General features: G+C 36.4%; 9 protein-coding genes. 1 reads left to right on the top strand and 8 read right to left on the bottom strand.

Annotated elements, in window-relative coordinates:
- Positions 1 to 148: 148 nt before the first annotated feature.
- The 8 genes from J8281_RS00630 to J8281_RS00665 form a co-directional block, all read right to left on the bottom strand.
- Entirely contained in the window at positions 149 to 4,399 is a 4,251-nt protein-coding gene (locus tag J8281_RS00630; RefSeq protein ID WP_210195654.1) for a DNRLRE domain-containing protein, read from the bottom strand.
- 120 nt (positions 4,400 to 4,519) lie between these two features.
- Entirely contained in the window at positions 4,520 to 6,187 is a 1,668-nt protein-coding gene (locus J8281_RS00635) for a RagB/SusD family nutrient uptake outer membrane protein (RefSeq protein ID WP_210195655.1), read from the bottom strand.
- A gap of 11 nt (positions 6,188 to 6,198) precedes the next feature.
- Positions 6,199 to 9,540, bottom strand: a complete 3,342-nt coding sequence (locus tag J8281_RS00640; protein WP_210195656.1) for a TonB-dependent receptor — start codon at positions 9,538 to 9,540, stop codon at positions 6,199 to 6,201.
- A 153-nt stretch (positions 9,541 to 9,693) separates the two neighbouring features.
- Positions 9,694 to 10,725 carry a FecR family protein gene (locus J8281_RS00645; protein WP_210195657.1) on the bottom strand — a complete coding sequence of 344 codons (1,032 nt, stop codon included), beginning with the start codon at positions 10,723 to 10,725 and terminating at the stop codon, positions 9,694 to 9,696.
- A 138-nt stretch (positions 10,726 to 10,863) separates the two neighbouring features.
- Complete coding sequence (locus tag J8281_RS00650) at positions 10,864 to 12,957, bottom strand: beta-L-arabinofuranosidase domain-containing protein (RefSeq protein WP_210195658.1); 2,094 nt, start codon at positions 12,955 to 12,957, stop codon at positions 10,864 to 10,866.
- Positions 12,958 to 13,332: 375 nt separating this feature from the next.
- Positions 13,333 to 13,956, bottom strand: a complete 624-nt coding sequence (locus J8281_RS00655) for an RNA polymerase sigma factor (protein WP_210195659.1) — start codon at positions 13,954 to 13,956, stop codon at positions 13,333 to 13,335.
- A gap of 94 nt (positions 13,957 to 14,050) precedes the next feature.
- A complete protein-coding gene (locus tag J8281_RS00660) occupies positions 14,051 to 14,920 on the bottom strand; it encodes a sialate O-acetylesterase (RefSeq protein WP_210195660.1) in 870 nt (289 codons plus the stop codon).
- Positions 14,910 to 16,472 (bottom strand): arylsulfatase, encoded by a 1,563-nt coding sequence (locus J8281_RS00665; RefSeq protein ID WP_210195661.1) that lies wholly within the window; start codon positions 16,470 to 16,472, stop codon positions 14,910 to 14,912. Before J8281_RS00665 ends, J8281_RS00660 begins: the two co-directional genes overlap by 11 nt.
- A 318-nt stretch (positions 16,473 to 16,790) precedes the next feature.
- On the opposite strand from J8281_RS00665, the gene J8281_RS00670 reads away from it, so the two are divergent.
- Positions 16,791 to 17,117 carry a lipopolysaccharide assembly LapA domain-containing protein gene (locus J8281_RS00670; protein ID WP_210195662.1) on the top strand — a complete coding sequence of 109 codons (327 nt, stop codon included), beginning with the start codon at positions 16,791 to 16,793 and terminating at the stop codon, positions 17,115 to 17,117.
- The last annotated feature ends 87 nt before the right edge of the window (positions 17,118 to 17,204 follow it).

Genomic DNA, 17,204 nt, shown 5'->3' on the forward strand with positions numbered 1-17,204 from the left:
CTTATATTGTAAATTTTTAGAAAAAAGCCATAGCCCCATGCTAAAAACTATGGCTTCAGTAACTAAGTGAAACTTACTATTTAGTCCAACTATACAGTCCTAAATAGTCGCGTTCACTGCTGCTAAAATTGGCTAACTCCAACTGTACTTACCTTTTTAAAACAAGTCGTGTTATGGCATCTTGACCATACGTAAATCGAACAAAATATACGCCCGATGTCACTTTATTACTATCAGGGATATTCTCCCACAAAATTTCGTAGCGCCCCTGTAATTGTTGGGATTTTTGATATTGTGCTACAGTTCTTCGTCTTAAATCAATAATTTGGATGGATACATCTGAGGTTTGATCAATTGCATAACTAATTTTTGAATTGCTGGTTATTGGATTAGGAAAAATTTTCAGGAAGGGTTTAAAAATTGTAGCATCATCTTCTTTTTCAGAAAAGTAAAGTCCGAATGAATTTAGAAACTTTCTATTTCCCTCTGGCCAAAAAAAAGTAATTTCACCACTAATTGTTAACTCCTGAGCATCAGACGCCACCGGGATTTTTAATCCAGCACTCTCCTTTTCTGCATATACTATAGAAAACTGAGTACCATTTACTGTCAAATTGGTAATGTACGATTCGTTGCCTTCTTTAAATGATTTTGTAACAGCTACAACTTCGCTATATGTTTTTTCTTTATGATTTTGCCAGCGTAGCTGTTCATCGCCTATTTTAAAATCCACCCATCCTGTTTGCTTTTGATAGGTAATACTAAAATTTTCGCGCTGTCCTGGTTCCCATTGATACCCTTTGGCGGCTTTTAAGCCGATTTTTCTGTCTTTTTGATCAAATATGGCAGCCTCCCAAATCCTACCTTCAACTTTATTATCACCTACTCTTCCTGCCACGAAGAAATCTATGTTTGCATTGCGTAAGCAATCTAAAGCTTCACAATTTTCTGGAGGCACTATAAAATCAACGGTATCCAATAATAGTATTGGCGCATTTTGCAAACCACTTTCTTTAGAAAATAAGTTAAAATTTCCTGTACCATCTGAAACTACAGATACTGATATTTTTTTATCAGTAGTTAGTTCTCTGCGAACCACCTCGGTAATATCAAATGTTAACCAATCATTTACTGCAACCGGATCATCTTTAGGTTGTATGGCAATAACATCGCCCGCTGTGGGTTCAGTATTCCAGGTTAAGGTTTCTTCATCCCAAGTATCGTCTTCAATAAAAAGTAACGAGATATTGTTAGGGCCGTTTCCCCCATCATTTCTGCTAACCCGCAATCGCAATTCTGCAGTTGTGAAATCACTTGTCACTTCACTTAGATCAAATTTCAAAAAGCAACGTCTTGTAAACCCGGCTCCGCCAGCTCTTTTAATTTGAAGTTCTTCACTAGTACCATAATTTCGATCTGCATTGGCTCCCCCTCTTATATAGGTGTCATCTGTGGGTTGAAGAGAAGTCCCGTCTGCTGCAATAAAGAGATTCAATTCTTTTGACGATGTTTTTCCTTCAGAATCTGTAGCAGTTGCCTTGAGTTTAAAAGGTCCAGATTCTTTTCTTCTCACTTTAATAAGGTAGGGTGCTTTTGTATCGGTACCGGTTAGAGAATCATTCACAAAAAAGTCTACCTTTTCGATTGTGGCACCATCTGTCGATACCGCCTTTACCTTTGCAACGATAGATTGATTTGGACTAAACTCGGCACCATCCTCAGGAAATTCAAATGATACTACAGGAGATTCTTTTACGAGTAACCTGGGTTCATTGCCTTCACCTGATTCTTTAGAAAAATACTGTACCAGAGCGGTTGATGTTGTCCAAATGGCTAATGATAAAATACCATCTCCGGCTTGCTCTTCCCGAACTTTTTCAGTAATATCGAAGTTGGTCCATTGTCCTTCTTCTGAAACTGAACTACTTGCAATTTCTAAAGGAAACTCCGGTTGATTATTCCATGTAATCGTATTTTCGGCCCAGTCGTCATCTGGTACAAAATATACATTGTGAAGTGCACTACCGCTTCGGGCTACACGCAATCTCAAAATAGCCTCTTGCACGGCAGTAAGCTGACTTACATCAAATTGAAGAAAAATTCTTCGTTTTAGATTATTTCCTCCTGATGTTTTAACTAAAAGCGCAGGACTATCTCCAAAATTATCGTCATCTGTTTGTCCGCCTTTTACGTATACATCTTTTGAGGCGATCAAATTAACACCATTTTCGGGATGTTGCACCGTAATATCTTGTGTAGTCAAACGAACAGCGCCATTCGTATCTTTTGCAATGGCCAACAATCTGGTCGTACCTGCGGGTACGTTAGTCCAATCTACAGCATACGGTGGTGTCGTAAACTCTCCTAGTCTTACGGGACCCGCATAAAGTACCACTTCTTTTATACCGTTAGGATCTGAAGCCGATGCCGATATCTGAATGGTATCTCCTTCTGTAAAAGAAGTTTCATCGGTAGGAATCGTTAAGCTTACAGATGGCATATCATTTTCAGATGGATTTTCCTTAGCAACGAACATATACGTTTCACCTATGTCCAGATCTTCGATATTTACCGTAGTTAGACCAGCAATATCAATTGTTCTATCGGGACTTGGAGCGCCTGTAGAACCTATCAAAGGATCCCAGGAGTTATATCTATACACTTCTAAAATATTTGCAACATCTGGTAAGTCATTAATTACAAATGAATTACCTGCCAGATTACTCCACCCTTCACGATTGTGAAAAACCCACATGGTATTACCATTTGCGGCAGTAAGGATATCAACGCCGGTATCTTCATCAGCCTCGACCATTCTAAAACCTTTGGTAATAATGGCCATTAATTGATGAGCAACACCCTTGGGGTTACCAAGAAACGGAAAAGAAGATACTGCCATGCCTAAATTACGATTAGAACTTACTGGTAGGTAGGTACGAAATGCTAAGGCAAAGTCTGATACTATGTTTTCATCATTACCTCGAACGGTAAGCAGATCCCAGGTTGCCGTTACAAAATCCTTGGCATTATCATCATCATTTTCTGCTCCTCTGGCATTATATTCTGTACTCCAAACCTTAAAATCTGCAGTAATCCCGTGATCTGATTTAACTTGATCGATTAATCCCTGATGCGAAGCAACTTTATTAACCAAGGTAAATTCGGCTTGCCGTCGATCATAGTATCTATGAATATCCAAAGCATCCAAAGTACCATTATTAAACATAGTTGCAATACCTGTCATATACGGATTAAAGTTGCGAAATAAAGGTACCTCTTGCAAACCGCCCGGAGCAACTTCTAAAGTAGCGCTTACCGAGTGTACCCCATTGGCAAAGCCTCGGGTAGCTGCGATATAATCTGTTACGGGAAAATGTAAATTCGAAGGAACATCATCAACAGTTAAACCATACAAGGGTTCGTTGATAGCTGAATATTGTGTGATCCCCCAATTCGTAATGCCATTTTGCACCAGAAAACTACTATTAGGCCTAAACCTTTCAGCAAATGCAGCACCTATATCAAACCATTTCTGTTCATTTCCTAATGCCCCATTATCCGGATTATGTTCGATAAGCAACATGGGTTGGATCCCTTCTTGATATAGTAATAACACTATTTCATCAATAGATTCGGGTTTAACGTTAGCACCTTCGAGATATAGATTGGGTTCAATTCCGATCCTGGTATACCTCAAACCGGCTGCCTGGATAGCTTCTGAAGCATTAAATGCATTGGTGTCGCCACGCCCTCCATTAAAATCACATGTGCCCATGATACTGGCGATTTCGGGTTGATTGTTTATCGTTGAAGGATTTTCTAGTGTAATATCTAAGGAAGGACCAGTGCCTATACCCTCAGACGAGTGAAATTTCATATTACCGACACCATCAGATGAGATGAGTAAAGATAACACTCCATCTGTCGCAATTTCTTGAAGAACAGCAGTAGTGATGTCAAAATTAAGTGTAATTTCTGATACATCATTAACTCCGGTTATGGTTGTAATATTGGCTTCAGAAGTAGGTGCCGTATTCCAGGTGATCGTGTTTTCTTGCCAGGTATCATCGTTTACAAATGCGACTGTATAATTATCTGGAGCACCATTGTTAACTGATTCTACCGTAAGTTTTAATGTAGCTGAACGTACCGTTGAATTTAAAGAGGATAGGTCAAATTTGAGAAATGATTTTCGGGTAGAAGTTTCACCGGCTGCTTTTTTGACCCATAGTAAAGGATCAGAACCATAATTGATATCAGCATTTGCGCCTCCTCTTATAAAAGCATCTTCTCTGGGAAATATCACCGTTTGTGACAGAAGTGGCTCAAAACTTAGGACTGCAAACAGCACACTCAAGTATAGTATTGATGAGTTAAATGTACGATTAAGAATATTCATAATTAAGATTTCGTTACGTGAAGAGGTTTTAAAAGTCAATTTTTGGACGATTAATTAAACTGGATATCTTAGGTTAGTTTCGAGCATATTTTGGATATCCTCGAAACTAGCCTGTACTATTTATTGATAACCGTTATTTTGTCTCATCGGGTTGGTTAAATTTGCATCGATTACTGATTGAGGAATGGGGAATAATCTATCTCTTTCAGTAATGTTAGGTCCCGCCTGAAGATTATATAGACGTGTTCTTTCAATAAGCTTATTGTTTCTAACTAAACAGTATCTCCTTTGTTCTTCGCAAAGAAACTCTCTGGATCGTTCATCGAGTAGAAAGTCTAGGTTAACTTCGGCTGCTGTAATCTCGCTGGCATTTGCTCTTCGTCGTACTACGTTTATAGCTTCGGCTGCGCCAGAGGTATTTCCTTGTGCCAACTGCGCTTCGGCCAATAACAAATAAGTGTCTGCTAAACGTAAATACGGTTGATCGCCGTATTGTTCATTAAGATTAAGATTTGCAGGATCGGCCCATTCCCATTTTCTACAATGAGGATAAGTATTTCGATTAGAAGGATTAACATTATCTTCGGGAACAGCTACAGTTTCTATAGTATCACCAAACGAGAAACCATCTGGAGGACTATCTCCTTCACTTTCAGTATAGGTATAACCTTTGGTTATGGCAAATTCAGAATTACGCTCATCTTCGGGACCATAAATACTTAACGCCCAATTGGTCATCCCCAATCTTCCTATTCCTCTGCCTCCTCTATCAACAGAAACAGCAATACCATTAATATTTCTATAGAATCCTACGAAAAACCGGCGCATTATATTTCTACCTTGATCGGGATTGTCAATTCCATTTTCATGAACGATTGCCCAAAGCACCTCGGTATTTCCTTGAGAACGCAACACATTCCCATCATAAAACTGATCCATAAACGGTACGCCCGGTTGAGCGGCACGTACTCCATATCTTGAAGTGATTAAAGCATAAGGCCCTGAGATTACCGCCTGCGCTTTACGTTCGGCAAGATCAGGTTTTCCCATACGTATGTACAGTTCTGCCAAGTAATGTTGTGCGACCGCTTTTGACACGGTACCCGGATTTCTAGACTCTGTTGGCAACCAAGTTTCTGCGAATAACAAATCAGACTCCATCACTGCAAAAACCTCATCAAGAGGCGATCTCTGCCAATCTGTTATAATGTTATCGCCCGTTGATTCTTTTAAACTTATAGGAACGTCTCCCCAAAGATAGGTAAGATGCCTGTATGCCCAAGCTCGTACAGTCTTGGCTTCGGCGATAGCTTCATTTTTTTCTTCTAAAGACCATTCTATTTCAGGATTTTCTGATCTATCGACAATGGTATTAGCGGCATTGATTGTTCTATACAACCACCCAAATATACGAGTGGTATAACCGGCCGCAGAATTATTTGCACCGCCAAACTGAGAGGTGATCACTCCTGACGATCTTCCTGGATTTAAGGCAAAAACATTATCTGTTCCGTTAACCATGATAGAAAATCTTAAATCTCCTCCGCCACTTTCGTTTTGACCGTTACTACCCATACGCTCTTTTCGTACTTCGTGATATAAACCGTTTAGTGCAGATTGAACACCCGCCTTATCTACAAAAACATCTTCGGCTACTACAATATTCGCAGGATCTTCTTCCAGAAAATCTTCAGAACAGGATACTATGCTTAAAGTTCCAAAAAGTAATAGGATCATTTTATTCCATATTACCTTTTGTATCGTTATTGATTTATTATGTTTTTTCATGCGTTTAAATTTTAAAGACTTACATTAATACCAAAAATGAAAGTTCTGTTAACCGGAATAGAAAATTGCCTAAATCCCTGACTTATATCGTTATTTTCTGCTTGAGTTGCATCAACTCTTCCTTGAAATTCGGGATCAGTTCCAGTCCAATCGGTGATGGTGAATAAGTTTCTAACCGTACCGTATAACTTAAAATTAGACAGTCCTAAAGTTTCGAGTACAGGCGAGGGAAAATCATAGGATAGTGTAACATCCCTCATTCGTATAAAACTGGCATCTTCTACGAATCGTACTTCTTCAGGATTAGGATCTGTACTTGTGGGGCCTGCCTCACTATTTCTGGGATATGTATTGATTGGATTTTCTGGTGTCCAGAATTCTCTTTGGACTCCATTTCGTCTTCCTCCTTGCAAGAAAACCTCTGCATCTAATAAACTATTTGGGCGTTCTACCCCTTGTTCTGTATAGATAAAGAAGTTTAATCCCCAATTTTTATATTTTATTGTACTCCCCAACCCAGCAATAAAATCAGGTTGCAAATTTCCGAAAATCTCTCGATCATCATCTCGACTTATTTCGCCATCCTGGTTCACATCTCTAATTCGAACATCACCGGGAACGGCATTATATACTGCAGCTTCTGCGGCTTCGTCTTCCTGCCAAATTCCGTCAAATACAAGACCATAATTTACGTCGATTGGCTGACCAATAAACCATTGATTACGAATGTCGTCATTTCCATCCCCATATAATTTTAAAATTTTATTTCGGTTGAACGAGAAATTAAAATCTACAGACCAGCTAAAATTCGTTTTCTCAATAACATCACCGGAAATTATAAGTTCAAGACCTTTATTTTCTGTTTCTCCAATGTTTTGAACTATTGAAGGTATGCCTTGCACTGCAGATATGCCTCTATTGAGCAACAGGTCTTCGGTTGTCGATTGATAATACTCAACACTTCCTCGAATTCTATTATTCAAAAAGCCGAAATCTAATCCTGCGTTGAATGAGGTAGTTGTCTCCCACCCAAGATCTGCATTGCCTAATGAAACAGGAATAAAACCAGCGGCAAATTGCGAACTGTTATTACCGCTCAAGTAATTTTGTGGTCCTAGTCTGGCTAATGTTCTAAAAGGTCGTATAGCTTGATTCCCTATTTGACCATAAGATAACCGCAGTTTTAGATTGTTTACTAGTTTAGAATCATACAAGAAATTTTCTCTAGAGATATTCCATGCCAAACCTACCGAAGGAAATATGGCATATTTATTATTGGTACCAAAACCTGAAAAACCATCTCTCCTGGCGGTTAGAGTTAGTAAATATTTACTATCGTACCCGTAATTAATACGACCCATCTGTGATATAATAGTATTTTTTCTGTAGACATTAGACGGTATAATAATGTTGGCGAGCTCTGCTTGATAGAAATTTAAAAGATCGTTGGGAAATCCTCTGGCGTCTAATTGAAATCTTTGATAATCTTCTATTTGGCTACTATAAAGCGCAGTAACATCGATACTGTGAGCACCAAAGTTCTTTTTGTAGCTTAAAATATTTTCTAGCAAGAAATTTCTGGTTCTATCTTGACGATTGGTAGAAGATCCCTCTGCCAGTAATCCTGTTCTTGTGTTACGACCGCGGTATGTATTTCGATCTCTATTCGAATATTCTGAACCCGTATTCAGTTTATACGATAAGCCCGGAATAAATGGGATGTCGATATTCATGTAGACATTAGAAAATATAGAATATTCTTCGTCTTCGTTTTCAAACAATGTTCTTTCAAGAGGGTTTCCAAAAAATTCATCCTCGGGCCATGGAAATACTGTTGGCGTTACTCCATCTTCTTCATACGGATTGGTAAGAGGATTTAGAAAAAAAGCACCTGCCAGATCTACCGCAATACCATCACGATTGATATAATTTAATCGAGTGTTGGTTCCTATGGTCAACCAATCCTTTATTTTCTGATCAAGATTGAACTGTAAATTATACCGTTGAAACTGATCTCCTTTGGCTATACCCTCTACATCAATAAATGTTCCTGCCAGATACACTTTTGTTTTTTCGGTTCCTGATGATACCGAGATAGAATGTTCTTGTTGTATAGAAGTTCGAGTTGAGATATCTATCCAATCTGTAAAATTTTGGTTGTTGTAATTTTCAAGTTCTGTAGGAGTAAATACAGTTTCAGGATTGTTTGGGTCTCCCCCTAGTCTTTCTAATTTGAAATTGTAAAATTCTTCCCCGTTCATTAAATTCGGAACATTTGTAGCTTTTTGAAAACCTACATAGGTGTTGTAGTTAATTACAGTACGACCTAATTTTCCTTTTTTTGTAGTGATCAAAATAACACCATTTGCCCCTCGAGTACCATAAATTGCTGATGAAGACACATCTTTCAAAACTTCTAACGATTCTATGTCATTAGGATTGATTTGAGAAATATTTCCGCTAAAAGGTACACCATCCAGAACGATTAATGGGCCATTATTCGCCGTGATTGAATTTTGACCTCGTATTCTTATATTCACATCAGCGTTTTCGGCGCCTGCACTATTATTGGTAATATAAACTCCAGATACCGAGCCTTGAAGTGCTTGTGTAAAGTTTGTATTGGGTACATTCTCTAGTCGATATTCTTCTAGAGATGAGACCGAACCCGTAATATTTTGTCGGCTTTGTGTACCATAACCTACTACCACGATTTCATCTAATGCCGATGCATCAGGCTTGAAAGAGTAGTCGATTACTCTTCTACCCTTTATTTCAATTTCTTCGGTTTCATAACCTAAATAAGAGAACACCAAGATTTTGCTTTGGCTATTAACGGCGATAGAGTAATTCCCGTCAAAATCAGATACTGCTCCGTTTGAAGTGCCTTTCACCAAAATATTAGCCCCCGGTAGTGGCATGCCGTTTTCGTCTGTAACCGTTCCTGTGATCATATTTTGTATTGAAGTGTTTGGTTTGGATACAGATCTATCTAATCGCACATCTATAGTACGGTTAACCTGCCTAAATCGCAACATTGTATTTTCGGATATAGTTTGCAGAATTTTTGCAACAGAAAGTGAAGTTTCAGGAAGTTGTATAGTATTTTGACTGGTAATATCATTTTTATCATACATAAAAACGAATTCTGTATTTTTTTCAATCGATTTGAGTATGTTTTTGATACTCATATTTGCATTATTTACAGAAACAAAGACATCTTTTACGCTTTTATATTTTTGCGCCTTCCCATGATTGGCAATTAGCAAATTGACAAAAAACAAAGTAATAGTTAGGGTTCGTAACATACGCTTAGAGATCGAATAGTTCGATCGCAGTAATTTTTTTTTCATAATTTTGTTATGTTTTTTGATGTATTCATTAAACGAGCCGTGAATCGTATTTCAATTGCGAATCGATATCGTTTCTCGGCTGTATACAAGAGCAGTCTATTGGTAGTAGACTGTTCTTTGTTTTTATGAAGAATTATTGGTATGATTCATAGTTCAAAATTTAAATTCTATTATTTTCCCTTTTATTTTATAATTAAAATCTTCGATAAATGAAAGCCTATCCAGTACACGTTTAAGTTTTTGTTTTTTAAATTCTCCTGTAAGGTTCCAATTTTTTGAAGGTCTATTTTTTAGCTGAATCTCTACACCATACCATCGCTCAAGTTTTTGTATAACTTCTGAAAGAGAAGCATTTTTGAAATACAAAATTTGCTCCTTCCATGCTATAACTTCTTTCAGATCAAAAGACCGAATACTACTTTTTTGATCTTTTATAGAGTAGATAAGTTGTTCGCCAGGATAGGTAATATTTTCAGTTTTTAAAGATTTGTTTTCGATACTGATTTTTCCACTTACTAGCGATATTTTAACCTCTTTATTTTGATCACTATAGGCATTCACATCAAAAGAAGTACCTAAAGCGGTAGTGGTAAGACCTAATGAATTGACTCTAAATGGGCGAACTGTATCTTCTACAACTTCAAAAAAGGCTTGTCCGTCTAAGCTAACTACTCTTTCGGTATCTGTAAACACAGAAGGATAAGAAAGAGCGCTTCCTGCATTAAGCCATACGATCGATCCGTCTGGTAAACGAATTTTAGATTGCCTTCCATTTGGATTCTTTTTGATAATATCTGAAACTTTGGCCTGAGGCGGTATTTTTATCGGCGTAGATAAATAATCATTGACCAGATAGGTGCTTGATAAAAGTACAATGACAATTGCAGCAACTTTTAAAAAAATAAACGATGTTGAAGTCTTATCTTTTTTACGAGGTGTTTTTATGATGGAATTCATGGATAGTATGTGATCCAAAGACTGTTCTTCGACAGTAGCTTTAACAGCGTGCGTTTTAAATTTCATCGATAAAATAATCTCTCTGGATTTCATGAGAACATCTCTTTGTTCTGGATATAATTGCAACCATTTTAACCAGAAAATATCTAACTCTGGATCCGGATTTTTAACCCATCTCACGAACTCTTCATCACTTAAAAAATCTTCTATATTCTTTTTCTTCTTCATTTCAATTCTAGGTTACTATTATTAATAAGGCAGTTCTATTGTAAATAACACCGTGTATCCTTAAAATTTTTGTTAATTATTTACTTTTTTACAAAATTACTAGCTTCCAGACCTATAAAAATCCAGTATGTAGATACTTTATTGCGTATGCTGCCACCATGGAAATATGGTAACACGAAGTTTGGCACTTCCGTAAGGAATAAGGGTGATTTTTTCAAAAATCGTATCATTTGGTTTTTCAGTTATAGTTAAATCCGGTAATGGAGGAGTGAATGAAAAATTTCCGGTTTTTTCAAAATCGTTTCTTTCTTTCCAGATTGTTTTGCCATTATTTTGTGTAGGAACATTCATAGCATAAAAAACAGTGTCTTTTTGAATAATTTTCCAATCATCGATTTTTTTTGCCGGGACTTTAATAGAAATAGGGGCGTTTTTTGCACTCCACGGATTTAGATTCCATTGATGGTGAGTTACCTCGACCTGATTTTCGATATCAATCTCGTTAATTGCTAATGCATAATTCCAATCGCTAGATGCAGTAACATGATAAGCAGGAAAATCCTTTGTAGATCTCGCGTTTTCTTTCTTAGGTTCTAAAGCCTGCCAATTTTCATCTATTTTCAATGCATAAACCAAAGGTCCTCTTTCTATAGCTACACCGTTAGTTGGCCATTTACTTAAACGTACTTTTTGGGGTAGTGATATCGTAATTTTATCTCCTGAAGTAAAATCTCGCTCGATATCATAATACCTCCCAGATTTATAGTTCTGAGTAGAGGTTACACCATTAATTTTTACCTGAGGAGCCTCACACCAATTCGGTATACGAAAGGTAAAAATAAAATTTACTGATTTTTCAGGAAAAAAATCAAACACAATTTCATCAGAAAAAGGATACCTGGTATGCTCTTCTATCGTTATTGGAGTAGTATGTATTAAACCGCTCCAGCTAGAAGGGCCATACATCGCTGCCACAATATTGGTTTCGCTTTTTTTCATCCATAATCGCGATACATAGTTAGGCATAATGCGATTTACATTTCCCGGGCAACATTCTGTAAACTGATTGGGGCCAAACATCATGGCCGTATTTCCTTTAAAAAATTTATTGTGATTAGACGTAGAATCAAGAATCACCTGATTGGGTCCAGATAGATATTGTAGTGCTTTAAAGTCTGAAGTGACAGCCCCAGGAGCTGCGTTAAACATAGCTTTCTCAATTTTATCGGCATAGTTGGTATTGCCGGTAGCCATTAATAAGTAACCCAGACTCCAAGAAAAATCAGCAATATCACAGGTCTCGTGTGTTTGTAATGAATGAGGAGGCGTTCTTACATGTTCTGAAGATACGTTAACCCCATCGACCATCATATAAAACGAATCAATGTTAGCAAAAGCAGCCATAGAGGGTTCAAGATATTTTTTGTCACCACTATACAAATACATGATTGCTCCCAGTTTCGCAATCTCGTTGTAGGTTACACCATGCTCATAAATAGGTTCTGATTTTAAGAAACTGTCAGCAGTAACCGGCCTATCCATAAAATCAACATCATTCATCTTATCATAGATATTGTCTGCGAGTTGGTATAATACGGTATCTTTAGTTTGTTGATATAACCAAAGCATACTTTCTATAGTTAATTGATCCCTAATTTCGTAGAAGTTTTCGACGTTTTGCGATAGATAGAAGTTTTTCATTTTTTTGAGGATTTCAGGATCTTGAGTAACCTCATATTCGTTCATTAACGCTCTAAAATATACAGCATGCACCCATCTATGCTTATTCTTTTTTTTCTTTAAATATGAAGGACCAATAAAATGATCCTTATCTGTATTGTGCAGCACCGGATATATTTTAGATTTAGCCTTATCAATTAAAAATTTATCTTCTAGTAAATATCCGGTAGCTAACATTCCGTCAATCCAGTATCCTGTTTGCTCATAAGGCCACCAACTAGAACTATCGATTACTTTCTGTGCCCACCCGGCAACATTAAATGGATAACCTGCATTCTCAAGGTGTCCTGTTAATCCATTTTTTTGGTTAATTAAATATTGCGCTAGCCATCCTTTAGGTTTGATTTGATGAATGGGTAATTTATAAAAGGCTCCATAATACGGTACTTCATCACCATTATTGTCTTCTGGATTTGATGTTGCGCAAGAAAAAGCTATCAGTACTATAAAAAGTAAGCCAATACAACTGTAGAAGGTATAGGTTTTTTTCATACGTTTAAATTTTAATCTTATCTGTTTAAATATTTGATGCATGTTTTTACAACCCTGAGAGAAACTGAAGGGTTGATAAGTACATGTCGACTAAACTCAATATGATATGCTATTGTTAATTTTGACATTTAGGTAATTTTCAGGCATTCTATTATATATAGTTGAAATAGTGAAATTAAAATTTTTACACTTTCAGAAATTTAGGAAAAACCAGTATTGCTTACCTAGTTAGCGTAAAGGAAATTTGTTCTTTTTCATTTCAAATCATTAAAGATGTACTTAGCGCTATTTGCTATGATTAATTTTAAGATCATGAATTACTTTGGTATACTGTTAAGGTGCAGCTTGCGTTTGTTCTAGTTTGAAGAATTTTTCTTATTCACAGCTTTTACGAAGCGTCTTTAAGGCTATATACGCTTTATTACGAACACTTTTTATATTTGCAAAATCCATTATTTCTTTAATTTCGAGATATCCCATTTGTTCATAGAAAAAATAATAAATAACTTCTCGTTGTCTTTTGGGAAGTGTTTGAAGGGCTCGGTTTAGACGTTCTATTTTTTCTTCATTAAGCTGTTGCGAGATCAGATGATGCTCATAAGAAAATGTAAAATGAAAATTATTACCTTCTTCTATTGACCCATCCCACAAACGTTTTCTAGAGGATTTGATACTTCGTAGTATTTTTCTTCGAATAGCTTTGTAGAGATATAATTTGATTGAAGTCGTATCGGATAATTTTTTTCTGGTTCTTCGAATATCAATAAACAAATCCTGTATACTATCTTCAACCAGATGCGTATCTTTTGAAAACTGTAGGCCAAAGTTGTATAAACTTTTAAAATATGTTTTATAAATATGTATAAAAGCCGATTCATTTCCGGTCTTAAACTGGCGCCAAATCTCAAGATCCGGTATAGTATCAAAAGAAGAATACACATCCTGTTTGATACCATCATGTTGATCATCATTGAGACGTAAATAACCCTTCTTTACCATAAAAAACCTTGATTTATAGCCCTTTTAAAAATACTAAATTTTAATAAAGTGATTTTTCCGTTTGTCTGCATACTGTATTATTTTAGAATAAATCCTACTCGCCGTTACTGAGATTCATAAAAGCCTGAGCATATCTTTTCCCCATGAGTTTTACAGATGTATTATCAAAATGATATCCATCAAAAGTTGTAAAACCTTTAGAAGATACAAGTCTCATGTATTCGTCATCATTAGAAACTTCTAGTAAAATTTTATTTATCACCTCTCGATTCATTTGATTGTTTACATTTCTATTATTTTTACCCAATTCACCAATAATTATGGGCAAAGCTGGATTATTAACTTCGGTACGAATACGTTGTACTGTTTCTAATAAATGGTCTTTATACGAAGTTAATAAACCTGTATTGGCATCGCTTTCTCCCTGATGCCAAAGCATACCTTTAATCGTTCCATATTGTTTGGCAAAAGTGACCTGCTCTTTTAAATTTGTATATAATCGTACATTTTTTCTAAGTGAGTCCCCCAGCCATTCTTTTATTGATGTACCTCCTACTGCGCAGGGCAATAACGCTATATGAATAGAATCGCTAGTAGCTTCTAAAATTTCTTCAGCAAATGAACGTCCACAATCTAAACCCATGAGTTTTGGCTTATATCGATGTAACGGGGCTTTTGCATACGCCCATTCGTGTTGTTGGGTTACTGTTAAAATCTTAGCATTAGGAATGGTATCCTGCGGACTTATAAAAGCTCTTCCCGCCATATTTGATTGCCCGGCCATGATAAAAATCCACAAATGCTTCTTTTTGGGTAAAACCGAAACTATTGCTGTTTCTTTAGGCAGATTAGGTTGACCTTTATGCGGTATTGTCACTTGCGCATTCATACTATGTACGACATACAATAAAGTTATCACTGAAATAACCCCCTTTAAAAAATTATATCTAAGTTTAATCTTCATTAATAATGTCTTTAAGCAGGCTACGCATTTGTTGAAGTTTTTCTATTTCGGTATTTGCTTGATTTCTAAGCTCTCTGGGGTCAATGTTAAGATCATAAAGTTTCTCGATTGTATCAATACCAGACGCTATTCCTTTATCTTCATCTACCCATCGATAATCTTTTGAAGATGGTTTAATGTATTTCCAGTTCTTAAATCTTAATCCAAACGTATACGATTCTTGTAACATAATATCTCTTCCAACTTCTGATGTACCCAAAATAACATCTTGCATGTTCTGGCTATCAATAAATTTATGTTCATCTACTTTATAGTTGATCATTGCGGCAATAGAGGAGCACAAATCTACTTGTGACCAGAGTGCGCTACTCACCTTGTTAGGTATAGTGCCTGGCCAATATGATATTGTTGGAACTCGAGTACCTGCTTCAAAAGCGCTATATTTACCCCCTCTCAAAATTCCGGAAGGTTGATGATCTTTCAACCTTTCTACAGCTTCGTCTTCATATCCATCGTTTAAAACAGGTCCGTTGTCGCTAGTAAAGATGATCATCGTTTGCTTTTCAATACCTAATTGTTTTAAAGTACTTATTATCTGTCCTACGGTCCAGTCCATCTGTGCAATAGCATCTCCCCTGGGACCCATGGTGCTTTTTCCTTTAAATCTTGGATGTGGTACTCTGGGCACGTGTATATCATGAAAAGGAAAATATAGAAAGAAGGGATGCTCTTTATTTTGATTTATGAAGTCAACGGCTTTTTTTAACAAGACATCGTTAAGGTTTTCATCAACAATCTCTGCAGATATGCCTCCTCCCATAAAACCGATACGACTAATACCATTAATTATAGAACCGCTATGCTGTTCATCGGCTTGTTGTTTTAGCAATTCTGGGTGCGTGATTCCAGTAGGTCTTTTGTAGGGATTAGGCTGTTTAGGATCATTTGTAAATGATATTTCTAAAGGATCGGTTTTGTCCAAATTCACTACTTTATGATTTTCCAGAAATACACTTGGCACTCTATCTCCCGTAGAGGGAAGCAAATAACTATAATCGAAACCAATTTCTAGAGGTCCCGGAGCAACCTTTTTATTCCAGTCGACAGTTTCATTACCTAATCCTAAATGCCATTTCCCGATGACTGCAGTAGTATATCCATTCTTTTGCAACATGGAAGGCAAGGTCATGGTTCCCGGCGTAATGATAAGGCTTGCATCTCCTGGAAGTACAGTTGCCTTTCTTCTGAACGCATAGCTTCCGGTTAGTAAAGAATATCTAGAGGGTGTACACGTTGCAGAAGCACTATGAGCATCTGTAAATTTTACCCCGTTTTTGGCTAAATAATCAATATTTGGTGTTTTTACGTACTTCGCTCCGTAAGCTCCTACATCTCCATATCCCAAATCATCGGCATAGAGTACAATGATATTCGGCTTTTCACGTACCGAGTTATTCGTTTCTGAAGTACATGAAGAACAAAGTATAGCAAAAAAAATAACACTATAAACTTTGAATATATCAATAGTAATGAAGTTGTTGTGTGATATCATCAATATTATAAGGCAAAACTTATGAATATGACATCGGTATTTCTAAAATTAATTTATATTTTATTAAAAATAGTTCGTTAGGCGGAGTTCTTATGATACTCCAAAGCAGCTTAGTATTGATACTTTTCCTTAAGAAAAGTAATTCAATAGTGCTTGAAATACTTAGACCAACGTATTTTATGGTATTACCAAACACTTTCATAAGTAGAATGGGGTTAAACCAGTTCTTAATTTAGCATCGTATTTACCTTAGAAAACGAATATTAATTTTATATTTTTAACTTGGATTATGCATCATAAAAATAATACCATAACAAAATGAAAAAACTTGCAATATTGACATTAACCGCTATCTCACTTATAGCGATTACTACTTTTACGCTACAAAACTCACAAGTTGTAGCGATTAAATTATTCTTTTGGGAAGCTGAAGCCTCGTTATCCCTAATTTTATTCAGTACATTTTCGATTGCTTTGCTCATGGCAGTAGTTGCCATAGTACCTACTATATATCATTTAAAAAAGTTGAAAGATCAAAGTCAGAAAAAAGTTAAATCTCTTGTAGAAGAGAATGAAAAACTAACAGAACCTGAAGCTAAAGATATAGTATCAAGCGGACAGGTTAATCATACGAATGACGATTAAACCCGGATTATGTATTATAAAATCTATTACGGCTTAACATACCTTCAAAAATAAACGCCCGCTGTATTTTTCAATGTCACTGTAGCC

Source organism: Aquimarina sp. U1-2 (assembly GCF_017897595.1).
In the GTDB taxonomy this organism is placed as follows: Bacteria; Bacteroidota; Bacteroidia; order Flavobacteriales; family Flavobacteriaceae; genus Aquimarina.